The sequence below is a fragment of the Micromonospora sp. DT233 genome (assembly GCF_049841815.1).
GTDB lineage: Bacteria > Actinomycetota > Actinomycetes > Mycobacteriales > Micromonosporaceae > Micromonospora.
In genome coordinates, this window is record NZ_JBNCLB010000020.1 from 47,076 (window position 1) to 67,788 (window position 20,713).

Annotated in this window: 16 protein-coding genes and 2 pseudogenes; 8 read left to right on the top strand and 10 right to left on the bottom strand. The window is 71.2% G+C overall.

Annotation, left to right across the window (positions count from 1 at the left end; all coding sequences use genetic code 11):
* Window positions 1–631 precede the first annotated feature (631 nt).
* Window positions 632–1,252: a hypothetical protein gene (locus tag ACLQ2V_RS26935; RefSeq protein WP_425721385.1), complete on the top strand. Its 621-nt coding sequence runs from the start codon at window positions 632–634 to the stop codon at window positions 1,250–1,252.
* Window positions 1,253–1,421: 169 nt separating this feature from the next.
* Here the strand turns inward: ACLQ2V_RS26935 and ACLQ2V_RS26940 are convergent, their stop codons facing one another.
* From ACLQ2V_RS26940 to ACLQ2V_RS26985, 10 genes and pseudogenes are all read right to left on the bottom strand, one after another.
* Entirely contained in the window at window positions 1,422–2,321 is a 900-nt protein-coding gene (locus ACLQ2V_RS26940; RefSeq protein ID WP_425721386.1) for a hypothetical protein, read from the bottom strand.
* A 428-nt stretch (window positions 2,322–2,749) separates the two neighbouring features.
* Window positions 2,750–2,941: a hypothetical protein gene (locus ACLQ2V_RS26945; protein WP_425721387.1), complete on the bottom strand. Its 192-nt coding sequence runs from the start codon at window positions 2,939–2,941 to the stop codon at window positions 2,750–2,752.
* A 362-nt stretch (window positions 2,942–3,303) separates the two neighbouring features.
* A complete protein-coding gene (locus ACLQ2V_RS26950; RefSeq protein ID WP_425721398.1) occupies window positions 3,304–3,879 on the bottom strand; it encodes a helix-turn-helix domain-containing protein in 576 nt (191 codons plus the stop codon).
* 53 nt (window positions 3,880–3,932) lie between these two features.
* Window positions 3,933–4,154: a hypothetical protein gene (locus ACLQ2V_RS26955; RefSeq protein WP_425721388.1), complete on the bottom strand. Its 222-nt coding sequence runs from the start codon at window positions 4,152–4,154 to the stop codon at window positions 3,933–3,935.
* 1,345 nt (window positions 4,155–5,499) lie between these two features.
* The gene (locus ACLQ2V_RS26960) at window positions 5,500–11,199 is read right to left on the bottom strand and encodes a helicase-related protein (protein WP_425721399.1); all 5,700 of its coding nucleotides are present in this window, start codon (window positions 11,197–11,199) and stop codon (window positions 5,500–5,502) included.
* Window positions 11,200–11,330: 131 nt separating this feature from the next.
* Complete coding sequence (locus ACLQ2V_RS26965; protein ID WP_425721400.1) at window positions 11,331–11,759, bottom strand: TnpV protein; 429 nt, start codon at window positions 11,757–11,759, stop codon at window positions 11,331–11,333.
* A gap of 832 nt (window positions 11,760–12,591) precedes the next feature.
* A pseudogene (locus ACLQ2V_RS26970) lies at window positions 12,592–13,014 on the bottom strand (hypothetical protein); the annotation flags it as partial.
* On the bottom strand, window positions 13,011–13,190 hold the full coding sequence (locus ACLQ2V_RS26975) for a hypothetical protein (RefSeq protein ID WP_425721389.1): 180 nt from the start codon (window positions 13,188–13,190) through the stop codon (window positions 13,011–13,013). The pseudogene ACLQ2V_RS26970 and the gene ACLQ2V_RS26975, both read right to left, overlap by 4 nt.
* A gap of 480 nt (window positions 13,191–13,670) precedes the next feature.
* Complete coding sequence (locus tag ACLQ2V_RS26980) at window positions 13,671–14,378, bottom strand: PP2C family protein-serine/threonine phosphatase (RefSeq protein WP_425721401.1); 708 nt, start codon at window positions 14,376–14,378, stop codon at window positions 13,671–13,673.
* A gap of 47 nt (window positions 14,379–14,425) precedes the next feature.
* Window positions 14,426–15,226, bottom strand: a complete 801-nt coding sequence (locus tag ACLQ2V_RS26985) for a GntR family transcriptional regulator (protein WP_425721390.1) — start codon at window positions 15,224–15,226, stop codon at window positions 14,426–14,428.
* 268 nt (window positions 15,227–15,494) lie between these two features.
* Between ACLQ2V_RS26985 and ACLQ2V_RS26990 the strand changes: the two genes are divergently transcribed.
* The 7 genes and pseudogenes from ACLQ2V_RS26990 to ACLQ2V_RS27020 all read left to right on the top strand — a co-directional run.
* Window positions 15,495–16,055 carry a sigma-70 family RNA polymerase sigma factor gene (locus tag ACLQ2V_RS26990; RefSeq protein ID WP_425721391.1) on the top strand — a complete coding sequence of 187 codons (561 nt, stop codon included), beginning with the start codon at window positions 15,495–15,497 and terminating at the stop codon, window positions 16,053–16,055.
* Window positions 16,052–16,573, top strand: a complete 522-nt coding sequence (locus tag ACLQ2V_RS26995; RefSeq protein WP_425721392.1) for an Lsr2 family DNA-binding protein — start codon at window positions 16,052–16,054, stop codon at window positions 16,571–16,573. The genes ACLQ2V_RS26990 and ACLQ2V_RS26995 overlap by 4 nt, the downstream gene beginning before the upstream one ends.
* A complete protein-coding gene (locus ACLQ2V_RS27000; RefSeq protein ID WP_425721393.1) occupies window positions 16,570–17,250 on the top strand; it encodes a GGDEF domain-containing protein in 681 nt (226 codons plus the stop codon). The genes ACLQ2V_RS26995 and ACLQ2V_RS27000 overlap by 4 nt, the downstream gene beginning before the upstream one ends.
* Window positions 17,247–17,750, top strand: coding sequence for a hypothetical protein (locus tag ACLQ2V_RS27005; RefSeq protein ID WP_425721394.1), 504 nt, complete (start codon window positions 17,247–17,249; stop codon window positions 17,748–17,750). Before ACLQ2V_RS27000 ends, ACLQ2V_RS27005 begins: the two co-directional genes overlap by 4 nt.
* Window positions 17,750–17,995 (top strand): hypothetical protein, encoded by a 246-nt coding sequence (locus ACLQ2V_RS27010; RefSeq protein ID WP_425721395.1) that lies wholly within the window; start codon window positions 17,750–17,752, stop codon window positions 17,993–17,995. Before ACLQ2V_RS27005 ends, ACLQ2V_RS27010 begins: the two co-directional genes overlap by 1 nt.
* A complete protein-coding gene (locus ACLQ2V_RS27015; RefSeq protein WP_425721396.1) occupies window positions 17,992–19,884 on the top strand; it encodes a DUF2637 domain-containing protein in 1,893 nt (630 codons plus the stop codon). Before ACLQ2V_RS27010 ends, ACLQ2V_RS27015 begins: the two co-directional genes overlap by 4 nt.
* A 51-nt stretch (window positions 19,885–19,935) precedes the next feature.
* Window positions 19,936–20,713 (top strand): annotated as a pseudogene (locus tag ACLQ2V_RS27020) (hypothetical protein); the annotation flags it as partial.

Sequence of the window (20,713 nt, forward strand, 5' to 3'; positions counted from 1 at the left end):
GGGTCGCAACGGCCAACCAAACCAACTACGGTCGGCGATGTGCCGGTTGCGTTGTGCAAGCGATGCTTTGGCCGCATGCCGCTGCTCAAGAGGAGCGATGCCCAGTTCTGCTCCCGTGCGTGCCGGAGCGCGGCGGCTCGCGAGGCCAAGCGGCCCGACCCGGCAGCAAGGGCGCGGGAGCCGTTTCTGATCACGTGTGGGGTCTGCGGGACGAATTGGGACTTCGACGAGTGTCGGCCGGAGAAGACGTACTGCTCCAAGCGGTGCCGAACCCGCGCGTGGCGGTCCCGCCTGTCCAATCCGCTGCTTAAGGTGCGTCCCCGACGACCTCAAGATCCGCAGACGTGACGCTTGACTGGGGCGTCTGCATGCGGCTGAGCTGGTCTTATAGACGACCATGCCGTTCGATGCCGGGAATACCGGAGACCGGATCCATAGTCTGGATTGTCGGCCCCAACGTGGAGGTACCGCGCGGGAGGCAGACCAGACGTTGGGGCTCGATCACGTCGCAGTTATCGACCCTAACCGCTAGTAGTGGGCTTGGCGACCGTTTCAGGTTGTGAAGTTCCAGTCAGCGGTAACCGCAGCGTCGGGTTCTGCGTTCCGATCAGGGCCAGAGGAGATCGCCAGGTTGACCCACCCGACGTCGAATTTCGACATCGCCATGGCTCGGTTCGTCAAGTACGTCCTGAGCCCGGGGACGCAGCGCTTCGCGCTCGTCCGTAGCTTCGACGACTCGTACTCGCCGGCGAAGGACCCCTACCGCAAGATTCGGTTGGCGGTCCAGGCCGGCCGACGCACCGGCAAGGACGAGGCGGCGATGAACAGCGCCGTCCAGAACTGCCGGCCACAGGTCCGGGGCCACTACATCGACATCGCCCGCGGGTGGCTGTCGTTTATCGAGCCGCGCGCGGACACCGCTCTCGTCTCCCCGGGCACCGCCCGATGGCACACCACCGACCTGACCGTCCGCGTCACACCGGACCTCGTCCTCATACACCCGGACGGGACCACCGACGCGCTGAAGCTGCACCTCTACAGCGACCCGCTCACCACGCAGGCCGCCGAGATCACGCTGTGGCTCATGAGCCAGACCCTCGACCAGACCCACCCCAGGGCCCGGCCGATGGTCCTGGACGTCCGCCGTCGCCGGGAGTACACCCGGGTGCGGCCCTCCTCGGGATACGCCAGCTGGCTGGAATCCGAGGCCGCCAGCCTCGCCTTCCTCTACCGGCGCCACCGAGCGGCCTGAACGGTCACCGAGGTCCCGGCCGGCTGTGCTGCGGCCGGCCGGGCACCCGGCATGTCTCACCCTCCACTGCCCTGCATCCGTCGCGCACCGCCCCGTCCGGGTCGCTCAGGTGGCAGCCATATGGCAGCTCGTTGCCGCCGATCGGTGGGTGATGGCCACGTCGTGTACATCATGCATGGTCAGCGAAGTAGGAGCTGAAGTCCTCTTCCATCGCGAAGGGATCCAGCGAGTCTCGGGAGGTCAGGTCGTCCCTGCTCTCGCCGTGGACCTTGGCGAGGCCGTTGGGGACGACCCGGTACACGTTGCGGGCTCGGTACCGCTCGTCGAATGAGGCCTGGGGCACGGGGCGTTTTTCTAGGTTGAGCAGGCCGAGGTTGACCAGCTCCGCGAGGCCCTTGCCGCGGGTTTCGTCGCTCAGGTCGTAGCGTTCCCGCCCGATGCGGGGGGAGATCCAAACGGCGTCGCCCGTCCTGCCGCGTTCCTCGTGTAGGGCGGCGAGGTACATGGCGACCGCCGCGCCGGAGAGGTGGCTGATCCAGCCTTCGGTCCAGAGCTCGCGCTTGAGCTGTACGTAGAAGTGCTTTTCCCGCTCTGTCGAGTGCTTGCGTTTCCTGGCCACGAGCGGCCCCGGTGCCTGGTACGCCGCGCCCGATCCCGCGTCATCGAGCATGTGGATCCGGGCGGCCTCACCCGGCCGGTGCTCTAACGCGACGAAGCCTTGGCCATGCAGCCACTTAAGCGCCTCGTGGATGCGTCGAGCGCCGGCACCGGACGGGCTCGGCAGTCCGAGTAGCGATGCCAACTGCTGCGCGGGGTAGCCGAACACCGGATCGGGGCGGCCGCGGGCTAACCAGAGCAACGACAGGAAGAGTTTCAACCGGGTGGCTCCCCCCCGGCCGCCGCCACCGCGCAGGATGCGCGCCATCGGCGGGGGCTGCTCCGCAGCATCGGCCCGAGCGATGAACCGCCACCGCACGGCGGCCCCGGCGGCGCCAGCGTGGCGGGCCGCCTCGTGCGCGGTCTCCAGCTGAAGGGAGTCTCGCCGGAACTTCAGCTCGTTCAGGTTCAAGTTTTCACCACCGACGCTCTCTACCTTGTTAAGGAATATAGTCCTCTCTGGTCTAAACGTAAGGGTACACCCGGCATACTGCTAGAGAGACTAATTCCGCTGTAAGCGTATGAGCGGGGGGAAAGCGGTAGGGTGAGAGGCCTGAACGAGGGTCGGTGCGGGTTGGATAAGCGGCAGGGTCGATGGTACTGTCTGTCCAGATCGAAGCCGGGGGACGGCCTGCATCGTTTCCACAAGGTAGGTGGGCGCGGTTGTCAGGAGGATCCGGCGGAGGTCAACGGAAGCAACTGCGGACCCGCTACCAAGCGATCACCAGTCGTTCGGGCCTCCGCGACCGCGGCGCAGGGTAGGCGTCTCGCTTCCGTCGAAGGGCCCCGTGGACGTCCGCGGGGCCCTTTCGCGTTGCCTCCCCTATCCCGCACGCCCGGTCACTGGGGCTCGCCAGCGGTGAACCGCATGGCGGTGAGGATGAGCAGGATGGAGTTCCTCGTAGACGGCGGCCGCCCTGGCCAGGTCCCCCGCCCCTGCAGTGAGGCGACGGCGGACAGGACCGCGCCGGCGGCGGTGGCGGCGGCCACGCCCCGGTAGCCGACGTCGTTGCTCAGGACGTTGATGCCCATGCCGCTGGCAGCGCCGAGAACACCCCGGACACCCGCCCGTGCCAGTCCAATCGGGCACGCTGCCCGTCGGGCTCGCCGTTGGTGGTCACCCGGTCAGCATGACGTGAGCGATCGAGCACGACCGCGCCCGCCCGCCGGCGCGGCCATCGAACCGGAGATGCGTCCGGGTCGCGGCTTTCACGGCGCACCATAAGGTCAATTTGATGCGTAAGCGATTAGGGCTGGTGCGGATGGTCTCGCGGGCGTCAACCACAGGGTCTTGGCCGGGCACCCCCGTAGGTCGTCTACCACGTGCGCGACGCCGAGGGCAATGGCGGCCCGATTGCGGTGACCATGCCCTCGACGTCGCCCTGCCACATGTATCAGGTGACTTTGCGCAGTGGAACGACCTGAGCGCTCCCGCGCTCACCGTCGTTGGTGCGTTCCCGGCGGGTGGTGGTGTCGTCCGTCGCCTCTTGTACGTGCCAGGTGATGTGGCGCGCGGGGTTTACCACCCACGCCCCGCACTCCGGGCACTCGAAGCCGGCGGGTGTGTAGGACCCCTGCCCGGTGATGTCGGTGGCCGGCGTGGATTTGCCGGTCCGGCGGGGCTCCTTACGCCCGGCCACTTCCCACAGCGGCACCCACTTGCCCATGACGATGGAAGGATCCACCGCGAGCGCCTCGGCCAGACGGAGCAGGACGTTCTTGTTGGGTACGTGGTGGCCGTTGAAAAGCCGCGACAGCAGGGCGGGGCTGCAATCGACCTTGGCGGCGAGCTCGGCCAGGGTGGGTTTGCCCGCCGCCATCCGGGCGGCGTTTACTGTCTCGACGAGCTTGCGGCGGGCGACCGCGGAACTGGGCGCGTCGAGGCCGGCATCGCCAAGCTGGATGAAGTTACCGGTACCGCTGATGTGTACCTGGCCGCCGCCCCCTCGGTTGATCTCAGCGGCCACCATCTGCGCCAACTGAGCGAGCGTTTGCGGGGAGGCAGGCCTTTCCATGACGCCCATCACGACCGCCCACTGGTCTGCGTGTTGCCGCCCGGCGCTGAGGCGATCGCCTCGATCGCGGCGGTCAGCTCACCGGCTGCCGGACGGCGGCCATCGACCACCCGGTCGATGACCACGGCGGCGGCGAGCCCGAGGAAGACGAGCGCGCCGCCAGCCTCTAGGACGCTCAGCCGCTGAACCGTGAGCAGCCAGCCGCAGGCCACTACCAGGATCACCAGCACGATGACACGCCACCGTATGCGCCGATCATGGCGTCGGGCTTCGGGCGTCAAGCACCCTAAGAAGTCACTCACTCCTGATCTCCATTCTAGAGAGCGCTGGACCGAGATTGCGTGTGGGCCCTCACCCCACGGCGTCAGCCGTGGGGGTGGTGAGAGGGCTCACCCGCGTCACAAAATCATGCCGGAGAAGAGCGTGTGCCACAAGGGAGGGTGCAGGAAAAGGGGCACGCCGCAGGCGTGCCCCTTTTTGGGTGGTCCCTGATGGCCATCACCACAACAGCCGATCAGATGGTCGTTCCGATCTCGGTCCAGCGCTTCTAGAAGGAGGTCGGAAGGGCCTAAAGTGGCCCTGAGCAGGTCAGACGGATGGTCCGGTCTGAACTGCCATGACAGCTAGTCTCGATGGCAGCCGCTCTAAGTAACAGTGTTTAAAGGGATACCTGCAACGCTCTGCAAGCGTTATCCGAGTCATAGCAGCTCAGCGCCCGGGGTCATGGGTAAAAGTCGTTAAGGTTGCGCAAGAACCGTGAAGAAGGGTGAACAGCTGAACGATCGGAACCCTTAAATGAACGATCCGCTTTGGCCGGAGAGTCGTTTGTTTCGGACGAGGAGAGGTCACTCGGCGCGGTGGACTTGGCGCCAGGGACCAGATCGCAGGGCCGGGCCCTGCCTACAGGGCCCCCGGTCAGGGGTTGGCGTGCCAGCGGTCAACGTCGTCGATGTAGCCCGTAGAGGGTGGTGGAGCCGTCTTTCCAGCCGCCGGCGCGGGCGATGCGTAGGGGTCGGCGCGGTAGGTCTCGATGGCGAAGCCGCGCGGCGCAGGCTGTGGTCAGACTAGGCGGCGTGAGGGTCGAGGCCGGCGGCGGTGGCGGTGCGAACGACGATGAGGGCGATGGCTTGGCCGGTGAGTCGGCCGTCGGTGCTGCCGCAGCCGGTGGGGACGCGGCTGAGTTGGCCGTGGCGATCGATGCGTACCAGTAGTGGCCCGGTGGTGCGGTGGTGGTCGGCGAGGGTGGTGAGCCAGGCCTGCGCGGTGCGTACCGGGCAGGTGTGGGGGTGGGTGCCCCAGGGCAGGGCGGCGGTGCGGCGATGAAGTCGCGGTCGGTCTTGTCGGTGCGGACGGTGACTTCCAGGCCGTCGGGGGTGAAGCCGAGCACGAGCAGCGCAGTGCCGTGGACGCCGACGGGGGTGTCGCGGTCGAGGACGGCGACCATGGCGCGTAGCACGGTGACGGTGACCGGGGCGGCCTTGCGTACGCGCGCCGGTGCCGGTCGCGGCGGTAGGTGCGCAGCACGGCGCGGGGGCCTTCGGTAGGCAGGGCGCCGGCGGCGCGGTGCGCGGCACGTCACCGGGCGTGGTCGTGGTCGGCAGCCCGGTGGGCGGCGGCCGAAGCTGGCGATACTGGCGCGGTGGTCGAGACGCTTGCCGACGCTGCTCGGGAAGCAGGGAGGAACGCCATAGCGGCGACCGAGGCCGAGTCGACCGCCGAGCCGCTCGCGCTCTGGTGCTCGGCTCGCAGGAGCGGCGCGAGCTTGTCCCAGGCCAGGTTGGTCAGGCCGGTGCGGAACGCCTCATCGCCGTGTAGTTCGGCAAGCCGCACCACGGCGTCCGGGTTGTCGAGCTCACTGATCGCAGTGGTCATTGCGGTGGCGTACGCGGCGGAGAACGCGACCTGGTCCCGGGCTTGGATGGTGGCTTGGACGTCGTCGACGCCGAAGGCTCGCTTGCTGCAGGCGTCCAGCAACGCCCGGTCCTCGGGGGTGGTGGCGACGACGATCTCGGCAGGCGTCAGTGGGTCGGCCGCCTGGGGCTGCTCGGTCAAAGCGGTGGGCTGCGCGTTCGGTGCCGGTGCCGGTGAAGGCGGTGTGTCGCGGACTGCCTGGTGCACGGCTTGCCCGGCGGCGCTGTAGAGGGCCTGGCGCCATGCCAGGTCGTCGCACTTGAGCATCACCGCAACGGCCATCTCCGTGTTGCCGGGGTCGGCGAGGGCGTGGGTGAGCGCCTTGTCGAACGGGGCGGTGAAGGCGGTCACGTCGGTGGTGCGGGCCGCGTCTTGGACGGCGCCGCCGCCGGCGACGTGCTGCACGCGCCGGTCCAGCCATGCCTGTTCGTCGGAGGTCAGGCTGTCGCGCAGATCCGTGGGCATCCAGTTGTCGACCGTGACGGGTACGGCGGGCGGGGCAGCCGACGGTGGTGGCGTGGTGTCGGCCATCAGGTCGATGACCGCGTTGATCGCGCGGAGCCGGCGGCGGGTGTCGAGCAGCTCGTCTCGGCGGGGGAACGGCTGGTCGAGCTGCTCGGTGGCACGGGCGATCTCTTCGTGCTGGCCGGCGATGCGGGCCTGCATGGTGGCCCGGGTGCTGTCCAGGTCGGTGAGCTGGTTTTCCAGGCGGCGGACGAGGCCGGTGGGGTCGCCCTCCACGGCGGAGGTGAGGCCGATGGTGGTGGAGGAGTCGGGGATTCCGTCGAATCGCAGGGCGACGAGCATGCCGTCACGGCCGGACCAGAACACGGCGTCGACCGGGAAGCCGCCGAGCTGGGCGACGGCGGCGGCTTCGCGCCGGTCGGTGGAGGCGACGCCCTGCGCGGTGGCGGTCAGGGCGTGTTGCAGGGCTCGGCCGGCCTCCGCGCGTTTGGTGAACCGGTGCCCGGCGACGGTCATGGCGAACTTGTCGCCGCGGGTGTCCTGGCGGCGGGCGATGACGTCGTCGAGCACCTCGACGCGGCGGGTGTCCTTGGTGATCCACGCCTTCAGCTCGCCGACCTGCCGGCGCAGCGCCGCCTGAGTGTTGTGGTGGGTCCGGTCGGCGCGTTCGAGCCGGGTGAGGTCCTGGGCGACCTGCTCACGGTCCATCAGCAGCGGGTTGCCAGTGGCGATGGCCTTGATCTGGTGCGCTTGCAGGGTCTCGTCGCTGACGTCCTCGATCTCCCGGGCGGAGGTGCCGCGCATGATCTGGTCGATGAAGGTGCCCTTGCGGGCCACGGTCTGCCAGGAGAAAGCGTCGAAGGATCCGGCGACGACGTAGCGGTAGATGCTGATCTCGGGGTTTTGGTTGCCCTGGCGCAGGATGCGTCCCTCGCGCTGGGTGACGTCGGCCGGGCGCCACGGGCAGTCGAGGTGGTGCAGGGCGATCGCGCGGGCCTGGACGTTAGTGCCGACGCCCATCTTGGCGGTCGAGCCGATGAGCACGGCGACGTCGCCGGAGCGGCAGGCGTTGAACAGGCTGGCCTTCTTGGCGTCGGTGTCGGCCTCGTGGATGTAGCGGACCTTCTCCCGGGGCATCCCGCGCTCGACGAGCAGGTCGGCCAGGGCGTCGTAGGCGTTCCAGCGCTCGGGGTTCGGGGTGGACTGGTCGCAGAAGACGATCTGCAGCGCACCCGGGGTGGGGTGCTGGACGGGGTCGGCCGCGTCGGGGTTGACCAGGTAGACGGTGTCGCGGGTGTCGCGCCAGATCGCCGCGATCCGCTCCGCCGCGGCGTCGATCTTGCCGGGTGCGGTCTGCTGCTCGCCGATGAGCCGCAGGTCCAGGGAGGCGGCGCGGGCCTCGCCGCTCACCTTGAGCATGTTGTCTTCGCTGGGCTCGACCTGGCGGTTGCGGATCCGCTCGACGCGCTCGTCCAGGCCGGAGATGAACTCCTCCAGCTCCGGGGCCGGGTCGAGGGTGACGATGTGCGGGGCGCGTTCGCCGTCCTCCCGCTGGGTCAACTGCGGGGTGGGCAGGGCCAGGTCCTCGGGCGTGCGGACGTCGCCGTAGGTGCGCATCATCAGCGACAGCTCGGGCACGTTGGCGTACTTGGCCAGCCGGGCGCGCATCTGGAAGCCCTGCCCGGTTGGGGACACCTCGATGGCGGTGACGACCTTGGCGAAGGTGGCCGCCCAGGTGTCGAAGTCGGTGGTTGCGGTGGCTTGCAGGAGGTCGGGTCGGAGCTGGCGGGTCACGACGTACAGCTCCCGGACGCTGTTGGCGATGGGGGTGGCGGTGGCCCCGCACACCACTCGCTGGCCGCGCTGGCGGCGCAGGTAGGACAGCTTCATCCGGAAGTCCACTGCGCGGTCGCTGCCGTCGTTGCCGGCGTCGGGGATGGAGCTGGTGATGGTGTCGTTCTTCAGCTCGTGCAGCTCGTCGCGATAGACGTAGTCGATGCCGGTCTGCTCGAACGTGACGCCCGGGTCGCGGGCCTTGTCGAGCTTCTCCTTGACCCGCTCCTCCTTGCGCAGCAGCGCCTTCTGCAGGCGCTTGACGCTGCTGGAGCGCTTGGCGTCCTCGCCGTTGGCGATGGCCTGCTCACCGGCGCGGACGATCTTGTCGCGCAGCTCCTGCAGCTCCTCATCGAGGAAGCGGCGCTGCTCGTCAGGGGATAGCGACAGCCGCTCGAAGAACGAGGCGGCCATGATGATCGCGTCCCAGTCGCCGGTGGCGCAGCGGGCGACGAACCGACGCCGCCGGTCGGTGCTCATGTCGTCGCGGCCGGCGGCCAGTAGCCGGGCCCGGGGGTAGATCTGCAGGAACTCGCGGGTGAACTGCTCCAGCATGTGGTTGGGCACCACGATGGCCGGCTTGTTGACCAGGCCGAGGCGGCGCTGCTCCATCGCGGAGATGGCCATCACCGCGGTCTTGCCGGCCCCGACGGCGTGGAACAGCCCGACCGCCGGCTCGGCGACGATGCGGGCGACCGCCTCCACCTGGTGCGGGCGCGGCGTGAAGCCGACCGCGATGCCGGGCAGCGATCGGGTCACCCCGACGTAGCTGCGCGGCACGGTGGCGTTGAACATCTCGTTGTAGGTGGTGGCGACCTGCTCGGCGCGGTCCGGGTCCTCCCACACCCACGCGCCGAAGCGCTCCTCCAGCTCGATCGCCTTGGCCTGCGCGACGGCGGTGGCATCCACGTCGAGGGCGCGTTTGCCCTCCTCCACCTCCACGAACACCCGGATCGGGGTCTTGGTCAGCAGCCGCTGCGCGAGGTCTGGCGCGGCCATCCCGGGGGTGCCCCAGGTCGAGCGGGCCAGGACACCGGCGCGGGAGCCGCGGACCCGCCAGTCGGACCCCCCGACGTGCTCCACCCGCAGCCCCGGGTCGCGCAGCGTCTCTTGGAGGAACTGCTGGATGAGGGGGGCGGGTAGGAACGGGGCGCCGAACGCCGCGTCGATCTCCCCCGGCCCGAGGTCGCGGGGGATCACCCGCTGCAGGGCGCGCACGTTGGTCTCGAAGCGCGGGTCCGTCTCGGCGGCGGCCTGGGCGGTGCGCAGCTTCACGCGCACGTTGCCCGACAGGTACTCCGGGGCCTCCACGAGCCGGCCCGTGCCCGGGTCGTCGTAGACCAGGTCGCCGAGCGCGGCGCGGCCCTCCGGCTCGCTGACGCCGAGCAGCCGGGCGACCTCGGGCAGCCGTACGTCGCCGTGCGTGTCGACGCAGATGGCCAGGGCATCGGCGGGGGTGTCCGCGCCGAGCTGCGGCGCCCGGGGCAGGATCACTCGACGGGCGAAGATGTCGGCCTTGGTCGCGGTCTGGGCGGTGTCGTCGAAGTGCTCGAGGGCGAACACGGTGGCCGCGTGCGGGTCGGTCTGCCGGAAGCGGCCCATCGGCGGGTTGATTCGGGCCATTTTCGGCTCGCCCGTCTCTGGGTCGGTCCGGCCGGTGCGGCGCAGGGTGTACCGGTTGAGCGGCCCGTGGACGGTCACGTAGGCGTCGTACCGGTCGTTCAGCTCGGCGCGCAGCGCCGCCGGTGACCCCTGCGCGGGCGGGCCGCCGTGCTCGTCGCCGTCGTCGACGGTGGCGGCCTCCGCCGACAGCAGCGCGGTCACGGTGTCGCGCAGCCCGAGCAGCGCCCGCAGCTCGTCGGCCTGGGTGGCGGGCACCTCGTGCGGCACTACTTGGCCGTCGGCGACGGTGGTGAAGGTGCCGTCGTCCTGGGCTTCGATGTGGCCCTCGGCGCGGTCGGTGGGCGCGAGCACCGCCAGCGGTTCGGCCGGCCGGTCGCCGTCGATGCGCGGCGTCATGGTCAGGCCCTCCCGGCGGGCCTCGTCGACGACGTCGCGCAGCACCCGGGTCAGGGCCTCACCGGTGTTGTCGCCCGCGCGGACGATTAGCTCGCCGTCGCGGTTCATGCCCCGCCCGAGCGTCATCTCGCCGAGCACCCGCTCCGGCCGGTCGGCGAAGTATTCGTTGACCTGGTCGGCCTGCTCGGCGGCGGTGTCCAGGTCCAAGGGGCGGGTCTGCTCCCAGGCGATCGGCCCGGGCTCGCGGTCCGGCTCGCGGCGCCGCAGGATCAGCAGGTCGGTGATGGCCTGGGTGCCGGCGGTGGTCTGGTGCGCTCCGGAGGGCAGGCGCACTGCGGCGACCAGGTCGGCCAGCGCCGCCATCTCCCGCCGGGCGGCGGGGTTCGCCGAGTCCAGGGTGTAGCGGGAGGTGAGCACCGCGACCAGGCCTCCGGGCCGGGTCAGGTGCAGGCTCTTGATCAAGAAGTGGTTGTGGATGCTGTGCCGGCCGGGGTTGTGCCGCCGGTCGGTCAGCCGCACGTCGGCGTACGGCACGTTGCCCACGGCCAGGTCGAACGCGCCGGACGGGGCCCGGGTGTCGGCGAAGCTCTCGGTGCGGATCTCTGCGTGCGGGTACAGGGCGGCGGCGATGCCGGCCGTCACCGGGTCCAGCTCCACGCCGACCATCCGCGCCTGTGGCGGGGCCAGGCCGATGAAGTTGCCCGACCCGCAGCCCGGTTCGAGGACCGCCCCGCCGTCGAAGCCTAGCTCCCGCACGGCGTCCCAGATCGCACGCACGTACGCCGCGTCGGTGTAGTGGGCGTTGAGGGTGGTCAGCTCTGCCGCGGCATACTCCTGCGGCGACAGCAGCTCCCGCAGCTCGGCGCGCTGCTGCGCGAACCGGGCGTAGTCGGGGTGGTTGGTGCGGGACTCGAACACCCCGGGCACCGCGCCCCAGCTCGCCCACCGCGCGAGCGCGGCCTGTTCCTGCCTCGTGGCCGGGCGGCCGGCGGCTTGCACCTCCCGCAGGGTCCGCAGGGCGGCCAGGTTCGCGCGGAGCTTGGCCATCTCGCCGGCGGGCGCCAAGTCCTGCTGCCCGCCGGGGCGGAACGATTCTGCGGCCTCACCCGCGACGGCGTCGGCATCCGCCGCAGCGGTCTGGTCCGGAGCGGTGTCGCTGGCCTCTTCGTCCGGGCGGGCTACCGGGCTGGGGTCTGCGGCTCGTCCTCGTCGTCCTCGTCCTCCTCCTCCTCCTCCTCCGCGACCCGCTGCCACCACGGGTCGTTCGGGTCCTCCACCAGCGGTGTCCACGTCGAGCTGGCTGCTGGCGTCGTCGACTCGGTCGGTGTCTCGTCCGCCGCCTGCTCGGCGTTCGGGTCGATCAGGACCAGCTCGGGGAGGATCTCCTCCTCCGCCATCTGCTTCGCCGCGTTCAGCCGGCCGAGCTTGCTGAGGTACCCCTCGCCCGGCTGATCCGGACCGGCCAGCTCCCGCGTCCGCTGCTCGATCTGCTCCGCTGCCTGCTCCCCCAAAGTCGAGAAAAAGCTGCTCGGGTCCTCGATGGTCGCGTACCGCTGCGGCAGGTACGTCCGCCAGTGCTTCTGGGCCTGCGCCCCGTAGTGGTTCATCCGTCTCCTCCGCGTCGGCCGGGCCGTCCTGGTCACCGTCGGCGGGCGGGTCGGCGGTCGCCTCCTCGCCCGCGTCAACCACCGGCGGCGCGTGCGCCGTGGCCGCACCGTCCAGAACGGCCGGAGCGGGAGCCGGCACGTCGACCACGGGCGTGGCTGGCTGCACGTCGTGGGCAGGCGCCGGGTCCAGGTGCCGGGCGACGTACGCCTCCAAGGTGGCGATGTTCACCCCGCTCGCGCCGACCTGATAGCGCAGCAGCGACCGCGCCGAGCGGGCGACGCCAGCGCGGCCCGCAGGCGTCCGGTAGGTGCGTGCCGCCCACTCGACCCGGGCGGTGACTACGGCCTCCAGCAATGGCCGCGCGCCGTCCTGCGGTCGGGGGCCGACCGCCCGCAGCACCCCCGGCGTCGTGGGGTGGCCCTGCACGGCAGGAGCAAGCAAGTGGTAGGCGCGCTCCGCCGCGCGCCGGCCGGCCTCGCCGGCACCGATGGCCACGGTCACGCCTGCAGCGACGTCGGTCTGCTCGGTAAGCACCGCGACCTGTCCGGGTGTCAGCGCCGGCCCGCACGGTGCGACCACCACGGGGGCGTCCTCGCTGGCCGTCGCGGACCGCGCGATCGCCTCCAGCGCCGTGACGGCCACGACCACCGACCGGCCGGTCCGCTCCGGTTGCTCGGCGAGCCCGACCAGCGCGTCAGCCGGCCGGTGGATCGCGGTGGCCGGGCCGTGCAGCGCCGGCGGTACCGACTCATCGGCGCCGGGCGGGGCGTACCCGACGAAGCTCACCACGGCGTGCGTCCGGGGATCGCGCACGCCGACCACGACCCGGTCCTGGAAGCGGTCGACCAGCAGGCCACCCCGGCCGGTCGAGGCCAGCCCGGAGGCCAGGATCTCGATGTCGGTGAAGCCGGCCCGGCGCAGCTCGTTCACCAGAGCCGTCGGGCGGCCCGGCGCGTACCCGAGCATCCACCGGCCGTCGACCGGCACGCCCTGCCCAGCCAGCCACCTGCGCGGCCCCGCGCCGCCCGGCCCGTCGAGCTGCGCCCGGTAGAAGCGGGCTGCCAGGTCCTGCGCGGCCAGTAGCCGGTCCTGCTCCGCGGAGGTCACCCGGGACCGTGCCGGAGGTCGGGGTGTGACCTGGGCGTCCAGGGACGCCGCGCGCAGCGCCAATGCCGCAGCCCGGTCACGGGCCGCGTCGACCCGCTCGACGACCCCAGCCGCCACCTGGTCGTCGCTGCGGTCCGGCCTCGTCATGAAGCGTGCTCGTCGTCGGGCTCACCCGCAGTCAACAACCCCTGCGCGCGCAACCGCTCGAACAGCCTTTGATGGTGCTCCAGCGTGGACGTGAGCTGGTCAATCTGGTCCTGCAAGCCCGCGATCGTGCTGTCCATAGTTCGCGGCGGTGCAGGCTGCGCAGCTTTGTCGGTCATCGTGCCCCCGTATTGATCGACTCCCGACCACGGTAGTCAGCACCGGCACGCAACGTCGAGAGAGATCCAGCGATGCGGTGGAATCGCCGACCGGGCAGCAAGCCGCGCAGGAAACGCAAGCCCGCACCCGGCCGTTGTGAGTCGCTTCTCCAAAATTGATGCCTCCGGCGGGGCCTCTCTCGGAGATCGGGCGGGGGACCGCAAGCGCCAGGTGGGTGAGTGGCCACCCGGGGGTGAGATCTCCCCGCGCCGGCCGCCCAAAGGGCTACCAGACCGGCTCCGGGACGACCAGGCCAAGCCGCTACGCGGTCGGCTACGCCGAGCCTGGCCGTCCCGGAGCCGGCCCGGTCGATCGGAGATCGGCCGACACGAGGAGATCCCACCCCACCCTGGGCTTCCGCGCGGGCAAGCCCGCAAACCCCGCCCGGGGCCTACGCCGACCCAGCCTCTCGTCGGGGCGGGCGACGGCCCCCGCTTTGGTCAGCTAGAGCTCGATCCACTTACGTCAATATGCGGGCTGACGAAGATGACGACCACCGTCACGTTGTCGGGGCCACCTAGGTTGAGGGCCGACGCGATCAAACGGTCAACGGCTTCCTCCGCAGTTGCCGAGGTCGCCAGCGCGGAGTGTAGGAGATCATGTGGCACGTAGGAGCTGAGGCCGTCGGAGCACAGCAGGATCCGGTCGCCGGGTTCCAAGGTCAACAAGGTGATGTCGGGTGCCCGGCCATCCTGCCGGCCGTCCAAGAACCGTGCCAGCCTGTCGGGGAGGTGAGGCACGTCGGCTGCCTCAGCGACCAGGTGCTTGTAGAGGTGGTCTTCGGTGATCTGTGTGGTCTGACCGTGCTGTTGACCGCCGTGCAGGAGATAGGCCCGGGAATCGCCGACATTGGCCAGGGCGACGGTCGCTCCAGCCCTGAGCATGGCGACCAGCGTGGTGCCCATGCCGGCGAGGTCCGGCTCGGCTTCGACTCGCCGTCTCAGCGCATGGTTGGCGGCGTTGACCGCCTGTCCGAGCACGACGGGTAGCGCCACTGGGTCGACCGCCTGGTCGTACTGCCGTACTGCTTCGATGGCCGTGGAACTGGCGACATCACCAGCGACGTGACCACCTAGCCCATCGGCAACCGCGAATAGGAAGCCTCCCAAGTAGGCAGCGTCTTCGTTGCGTTTCCGGACAAGCCCCACGTGAGAGCCCCCTGACACCTCAACGCTAAAAGTCGGTGCCACGTTCGTCACCCCTCGTTGGTCTCATCAGGCCAAGGGTCCTGTGCCGACTCATCACGGTGCAGGACGTGGATCGTTTCGACGCGGTCGCTGGCGACGATGTACTCGGTTACTTCGACTGGCTGGCCGTCACCACCAGAGGTGCCTACCCGGACGATCTCCAGCACTGGAAGGTTGGTCGGAATCTCCAACAGGGTGGCCTCTTGCTTGCTGGGCATGCGTGCCCGGTGGATCTCCATCCAGCTGATCGGCCAGTGGCCAGCCATCTCCAGCCGGTGTAGCCAGTCACCAGGCCCTGGCGCCTGCGAGGCCACCCCAGGCACGTCCGCCACGCGAGGATGGATCCAGGAGATGTTGATCTGGAATGGCGGCTCTGACTCGGGGCCGGTGACCCGGAAACGCCGCATCACCTGCGTGCCGGTCTCAACCTTGAGCAGCTTGGCGATACGCGGGTCGTTCAAGGGCTCAGCAGACACCGTGGGCGGGATGTGATGCTTCCACACCTCTTGGCTGGTAGCTGAAGGGAACGAGTATCCGGGAGCGGTGGCGTTCCTTTTGACCAGGTTTCCTCGGGGACGACGCGGGCGGATCGTTCCGTATCGCACGGTTATCCCTCGACCCTGAACCGCCCAGACGTAGCCCTCCGCCTCCAGGACCCCGATGGCTCTGCCGACGGTGTCTCGATTTGCCCCGTACTCGGAGGCGAAGTCGTCCAGACGCGGCAGCTTGGCACCAGGCTTCCACTCGTTGGCTTCGATCCGAGCTCGGATCTTGGCTGCAATGTCTAGGTAGCGCGAGTGCACAGCCACCGCATCCCCTCCCTAAAAGTCTTGGGACAATCGTTGACTTGAGGCCGCTCTGGCGTCAACATTGTCCCAAGATAAGTCGGCGGGCTCCAGTGGATCGCACCCATTGGAGCCCTAGGAGAGACCGCGCGGCGGATCGCACCCGCCGCGCGGTCAATGCCCTGCGGATTTCGCCCCAGGGCGTCGGCATCTCTACCTGAAGGAGCAACAGATGCCTGCAACGAGGGTACGTGCTGCCCGAAATCATGGGATGGAGCCCCATCCCGGATCAATGCTCGATGAAGTTTCGGCGCTGTTGGTGAGGGCGCAGGCCGGTGACGCGGAGGCGTTCGGTCTGGTCTACGACCGGTACGTCGACCAGGTCTTCCGGTTCGTCTACCGCCGGGTGCTCGACCGGAGCACGGCAGAGGACCTGACCTCGGAGACGTTCCTGCGGGCCCTGCGCAACTTGGCCAGCTTTCGCCGGCCGGGCGGCGACTTCGGTGCTTGGGTGACCACGATCGCCCGGAATCTGGTCATCAACTGGCAGCGGTCGCACCAGCGGCGTGAGCGGCCGGTGGCGGAGCTGCGGGACGCGGCGCCGGTCGACCTGGTGCCGAGCACGGAGACCGCCGTGGTGGCCACGCTGACCCGTGAGGCCCTGCTCGCCGGGATCGCCCAGCTCAACCCGGTGCAGCGGCAGTGCATCACGCTGCGGTACCTGCGGGAGCTGTCGATCGAGGAGACCGCGCAGGCGCTGGGCAAGACCCCGGCGGCAATCAAGGGGGTCCAGCACAAGGCGCTGCGGGCCCTGCGGGCGCTGCTGCCGGCGACGGCGGTGATGCCGGCATGAGCACCCCGACGATCACGCCGGTCAACGGCGTTACTCAGGCCGCCCTGGTGCGGGCCGCGAAGGGCACGCCGACCGCTCCCGACCTGGGTACGCCGATGGGCATCCGGGTCATCACCGCGCCGGCCGGCTCGACGGCCCCGGCCGGCGGCATCGAGGACGTTCTGGCGGGCAAGACGCTGGAGCAGTTGCTGGCCTTGGCCCAGGGCAGCGAGGCCGGCCGTACCCGTCAGCTCGCCGAGCGGATTGGTGCCCTGGTGGCGGAGCTGACCGGCCGGTTGGAGGCCGAGCAGGCCGCCGAGGCCCGTCGCCGGGAGTTGGCGGAGAAGGAGGCCAAGCTCACCGCCGAGCTCGCCGAGCTGCGGCAGAGGTTGGGCACCGGGCCGGAGGCCGCCGCGCGCCGTGCCGCGATCCGCCAGTGGGCGCAGGCCAACGGCTACGCCGTGCGGGAGCGCGGCCGGATTCCGCGGAATGTCGTGCAGGCGTGGGCGGCGGCGATCGGGTCGGAGGTGACCCGGTGAAGGCGCTGAAGGTGCTGCTGCCGGCCGTCAGCGCGCTGTCGCTGGCGGGGCACGTGTGGGCGGTGCGGACGGTCCGCGCGGACCGGGTCCGGTTGGCGGAGTCCCGCCGGCAGGCGGCCATCGACCCGTTGACGGGGCTGGCGAACCGGGCCGGTCTGTCGGCGGCGCTGGCCGACCTGGCCGGTGAGTCCTACGACCTGGTGATGTGCGACCTGGACGGGTTCAAGCAGGTCAACGACACCTTTGGCCACGACGCGGGTGACGCGGTGCTGGTCGAGGTCGCGGCCCGGCTGGCCGCCGTGCTCGACGAGGTCGACGGCGCGGTGGTGGCCCGGCTCGGTGGTGACGAGTTCGTGCTGGTCTGCCCGTCGCCGGCGCCGATCGCGGGGATTCTCGGCGCCGAGGTGGTGCAGGTCCTGGCCGTGCCGGTGGTCCGGCCCGATGGGCGGGAGCTGCCGGTGCGGGCCAGCGTCGGCGCGGTGTCGGCGATGGCTGGTGACGACCCGTCGCGGGTGCTGCGCGCGGCGGACCTGGCGCTCTACCGGGCGAAGGCCCGTGGTGGTGACCAGGTCGCGGAGTACGACCGGGCGGCGGATCTGCCGGTGGTGGAGACGCGACCGGTGGTGCGGCTGCGGGAGATGAGCGGGACGGCCCTCGTGCTGGGGGGTGCGGCATGACGACCTCCACGAAGGCTCTTGACCTGGCGGTCGTGCTGGCGCAGTACCGCGCGGGCCTGCCGAAGCTGTCGGACGTCGAGCTGGAGCACCGGGCCGCTGCGGTCGCGGCGCTGCCGGGCTGGTTCGCCGGCGAGCTGCGCCAGATGGTCGAGGCCGAGCGTGAGTGCCGCCGCCTGGCGGACCGGCCGGTCATGTTGGCGCGGTCGCGGACGTTGCGGGTCGCCGCTGGCGCGGTGGCGGCCGGTGCCGCCCCGGCGGCACTGACGGGGCAGGCCCTGGCCGAGTACGCCGACCGGGTGCCGCAGGTGCTGCTGTACTCGCCGGCCGTCGCGGTCGGCTTGGTCGCGGCGGTGGTCTGCGGGGGCCGGCTGGCCCGCTGGGTCGACGACCACCGGCACCCCTTGGCGGTGGACGTCGACGAGGCCGACCTCGAGCCGTACGGCCGGGAGTTGCTCGCGAAGGTGCGGGCGGCCCGGCAGGCGCGCGGGGAGGTGTGCTGATGGCCGGGCTGCTGGTGGTACGGGTGCACCTGGACTGGACCGCCCCGGGTCACTACGACCGTGACCGGTCGCTGCCGTGCCGGGTCTGCGCCACCGTGACGCGGATGCGCGACGCCAAGGGCGCGGCGTGCCACCAATCGTGCGCGGAGGACGAGATCGCCCGGGAGCTGCTCGGCGCCGGGCAGCCGTTGATCGCCGACGAGCGGGTTCCCACCCCGACGCAGAACCGGGAGGTGGCGCGGTGACGACGCTGCAGGACGGGCCGGACCTGACCCAGCTCGCCGCGACCGACCACAAGGTGGCCCTGAACCTGGCCACGGCCGAGCGGGAGCGACAGGCCGCGCAGGCGCGGATCGTGTCCGAGGACGCCGCCACCGCGCGGCGGCTGCGGATGCAGGAGGGCCAGCAGCGTCTGGCGGCGCAGAAGGACGCCGACCGTGACGCCCGCGCCGAGCGTCGCCGCCGGCAGCGCGACGCCGAGCGCGCGGACCGGAAGGCCCGCAAGCAGGCCCGGCGGGCGGAGATGGCGGGCTGGTGGTCCGGCCGGGTCGCCTACGTGCGCGACAACGCCGCCGCGGTGTACTCCGGGCTGATCTACGGCCTGGCGGTGTCCGGCGCGGTGTACGGACAGGTCGACGCGGCCCGGGCCAACGGTCTGCCCACCCCGATCGGGGTGGTGACCGCCGTGGCGATCGAGGGCACCGGCCTGGCGATGGCGCTGACCGCGCAGCACCAGCGGCTCAACGGCGAGCGGGCGGTCGCGGCGCGGTCGCTGATCTGGATCTGCACGGCGGCGGCGGTGGCGATCAACGCGATCGGTCACCACGCCGACCCGGTGAAGGCCATCGTCCTGTCCGCCCTGTCGGCGCTGGGGATCATCGTCTACGAGGTCCGCTCCGGGGCGAAGCACCGGCCGACGCTGCGCGACAAGGGCATGATCCCGGAGCCGCCGGAGCGGTTCGGGTGGCGGCGTTGGTTGACCTACCCGAGGCACACCTACGCGGCGTGGAAGGTCGACGTCCGTGACCGGCTCTCCCCCGGCGCGGCCGACCTGATCGCCCGGGCGGAGGCCCGGCGGTTCGAGCAGCGCCGCCAGGCGGCGGTCGAGGCCGAGCGGGAGCGGCAGAAGGAGGTGGCCGCCGAGGTCGCCGCCGGTGCCCGCAAGGCGCTGCGTAAGGCCACCGGCAAGGACTCCGGCGCCGCTCTGGCGGCCCTGGCCCGGCTGGCGGCCACCAGCACCCCGGCGCCGCTGCTGGCGCTGCCCTCCCCGGACCGGGTCGCGGTCGACGCGGCCCGCGCCGATGCCGTCGACGCCCGTCGGGCGCTGGCGCAAGCGGAAGCACGTGCTGCCGATGCCGAGTCGCGGGCGGAAGCGGCAACGGCCGGCCGGGCGGAAGCGGAAGCAACCGCCGCGACGGCGGTGGCCGAAGCGGAAGCGGAAGCACGCGCGGCGATCGAGCGGGCGGAAGCGGAAGCACGCGCGGCGACCGGTCGGGCGGAAGCGGAAGCAACCCGTCGGGCGCGGGCGGAAGCGGAAGCAGCGACCGCGATTCGCCGGGCGGAAGCGGAAGCACATGCTGCCGCGCTCGCCCGGCGGGCGGAAGCGGAAGCACGGACTGCGCTGGAGCGTGCGGAAGCGGAAGCGGAAGCGGCACGCGCGGAGGCCCGTGCGGAGACCGGACGCGCTGCCCGTACTCAGGGGCAGCTCGACGCCGCCGGCACCGAGTGGCAGCGCCGCCTGCAGGTGGCCGAGACGGACCTCGACCAGGCCCGCCGGGAGCTGAACGAGCAGCAGCGCACCCGCCTGCGTGCCGAGGCCCTGGTCGATGCCGCCAAGCAGGAGGCCGCCGACCTGCGGGCCGCCCTGGCCCAGGCCGCCGCCGACGCCGGCCGCCGGCCCCGCCGTACCCCGGGCGGGTCGTCGAGCACCCCGGCCGAGCCGGTGCTGTTCGACGGCGTGCCGGTCCCGCACGTCGATCGGGTCAGCCCGGAGACCGTCCGCGCGGTGCTCCAGGCCCGCAAGGACCACCCCGAGGCCATCCAGAAGGACCTCGCCGCGCAGGCCGGCACCTCCGAGCGGACCGTCCGCACGGTGCTCACCGCCGTCGCCGCCACGGGCGGCTCCGCCTCATAACAGCTCATAACTCTGGGGCGTGAGCAGCCAAAACACGAAGGGAGGGACACGATGCAGAACGAGACGACGGCCCTGGCCCCGACGCCCGAGCCGGAGCAGGTGGACACGGCGGTGCCGGCCCCGGACCTGTCGGTGCTGGCGGCCGAGCAGCCGCTGGCCGAGCAGGGCAAGGACGACAAGTCCGCCAAGCCGGAGGAGTTGGCGGAGACGACGCCCGCGTCGGTGGGCCTGGTGGTGGCGCTGGTGGTCATCTCGATCGTCGCCGCCGTGGTGGTGGCGATGTGGATGGTGTCGCCGCTGATGGCGCTGCTGCTCGGGGCCGGGCTGATCGTGGTCGCGGTGCTGGCCGGTGCCGGGTGGCTGGCCTGGCGCAAGTACACCCGACGGGCCAAGACCGGCAAGACCGGCAAGACCGGCCGGGACGGCTCCGGCCGGGGCGACCGTCCCCACAGCGGCGTCAGCGGCGGCAGGTCTCCGGACGGCGGAAAGAAGCCCGGGAGCAAGTCGGGTGGGCTGTGGCCGTTCGGCCGCAACAAGACCCCGGGCAGCGGCAAGACCCCGGCCGGCGGCGGGAAGCCCTCCGCTGGTGGGAAGCCGAGCGGCGACGGCGGGAAGAAGAAGCCGAGCGGCGGCAAGTCCGAGGGCGGGTGGTGGCCGTTCGGCCGCAACAAGACCCCGGGTAGCGGCAAGACCCCGGCCGGCGGCGAAAAGTCTCCGGCCGGGGGCAAGGCTCCCGCTGGTGGGAAGCCGACCGGCGACGGCGGGAAGAAGAAGCCGAGCGGCGGCAAGTCCGAGGGCGGGTGGTGGCCGTTCGGCCGCAACAAGACCC